Here is a 1,354-nt window from a genome sequence, read left to right on the forward strand (position 1 = left end):
TGGTTCAGTTGTCAAGACAAAAATCTAAGACTTTTATAATGAACTGATAGGTTGATAAGTTACTGTATCTGTAGAAACGTAAGTTAGATGTACTAGTTCCCTTCACAGATAATTAAGCTACATATGACATCAGCATTACAGGATAATAATATTCTGCTGGTGTATGATAATCCAATGCAGAATGATATCTTTCAAAGTTATAAGTATGAACATATCGTTTAATAGCAGCTCTGGCTTCTTTGATATTATTATATTGTGTCAGATAAGCTTCTTCATACTTGAAGCTTCGAAACCATCGTTCGATCATGATATTATCTGCCCAGCGACTTTTACCATCCATGCTCTGGCGAATACCGTTTTCTTTTACAAAATCGATCTATTGCTGGCTGGTAAACTGACATCCCTGATCAGAGTTCAAAACCTGAGGTTTGGCTATCTGAAATGCTTTGTTTAACGCATTGATCACCATTCAGGTATCGAGAGTATCATCCACTTCCCATCCGACAATACAGCGGCTGTACCAGTCGATCACTGCAGTCAGATATAGAAACCCATGTTTGATCGGGATATATGTAATATCAATGGACCATGCCTGATTTGGCTTATCGATGACAGCGTTGCGGAGTAGATAAGGACAGACTTTCGCCTGTTGCATACGCTTAGACAGGTTCATCTTAGGATAGATCGGATGAATGTCCATTTCATTCATATATCGTCTGGCTTTCCGACGACCCACTCGATATCCTCTGACTTTTAACTGTGCAGACATCTGCCTTGCACCCCAGGTCGGATTATCTGTATGAAGATGATCCATGATCTCTTTACATGCCTGTTCATCATCAGATACGGAAGATCCTTTGTAATAAATACTCGTACGATGCCAAGTCAGTTGGCACCAACAGAAGCAGGAAGTTCTTTAGTCGTCAAAAGGTTTCGGACTAAATTTACTCTCGTAGTCAGGTCCGCAAATTTCTTCAGATTTTTTTTGAGCCAGTCCACTTGCATGGTTAACTGACCAACCTTTTTTGCATACTCAGCTTTTTCCTTGCGTTCTTCGACAAGCTTTTCCTTGAGGTTTTCCTCACGTTTGTCGTCAAACACAGCAGAAGCATTGTTCAAGAATTCTCTTTTCCAGTTACGGAGAAGATTGGGTTGAATGTTGTTTTCTGTTGCTAAGGTATTGAGATCTTTTTCTCCTTTGAGTAGCTCGATCACAAGATCTGATTTAAATTTTGCACTAAAATTTCTTCTTTTTCTGGACATGACATTGAATCCTTTCTTATGTATTGATTTAAGTATATCAGATTCATTAAGATCTGTCCGAAAAAGTGTCTTAATTTATGAGACCATTATA

Annotated in this window: 3 protein-coding genes; all 3 read right to left on the reverse strand. The window is 38.6% G+C overall.

What is annotated here, in order from left to right; genetic code table 11:
• Nucleotides 1-112: 112 nt before the first annotated feature.
• Nucleotides 113-340 (reverse strand): integrase core domain-containing protein, encoded by a 228-nt coding sequence (locus tag KQI71_RS12650; protein WP_253288110.1) that lies wholly within the window; start codon nt 338-340, stop codon nt 113-115.
• Between the two features lie 129 nt (nt 341-469).
• Nucleotides 470-814, reverse strand: a complete 345-nt coding sequence (locus KQI71_RS12655; RefSeq protein WP_253288112.1) for a DDE-type integrase/transposase/recombinase — start codon at nt 812-814, stop codon at nt 470-472.
• A 71-nt stretch (nt 815-885) separates the two neighbouring features.
• Entirely contained in the window at nt 886-1,263 is a 378-nt protein-coding gene (locus KQI71_RS12660) for a transposase (protein WP_253288121.1), read from the reverse strand.
• Nucleotides 1,264-1,354 lie beyond the last annotated feature (91 nt).

This window comes from Anaerostipes sp. MSJ-23, assembly GCF_018918155.1.
GTDB lineage: Bacteria > Bacillota > Clostridia > Lachnospirales > Lachnospiraceae > Anaerostipes.

What these genes read in the sequence shown, in the direction of transcription:
- KQI71_RS12660 (WP_253288121.1), bottom strand. Translation starts at nt 1,263, where the DNA reads ATGTCCAGAAAAAGAAGAAATTTTAGTGCAAAATTTAAATCAGATCTT.
- KQI71_RS12655 (WP_253288112.1), bottom strand. Translation starts at nt 814, where the DNA reads ATGGATCATCTTCATACAGATAATCCGACCTGGGGTGCAAGGCAGATG.
- KQI71_RS12650 (WP_253288110.1), bottom strand. Translation starts at nt 340, where the DNA reads ATGGATGGTAAAAGTCGCTGGGCAGATAATATCATGATCGAACGATGG.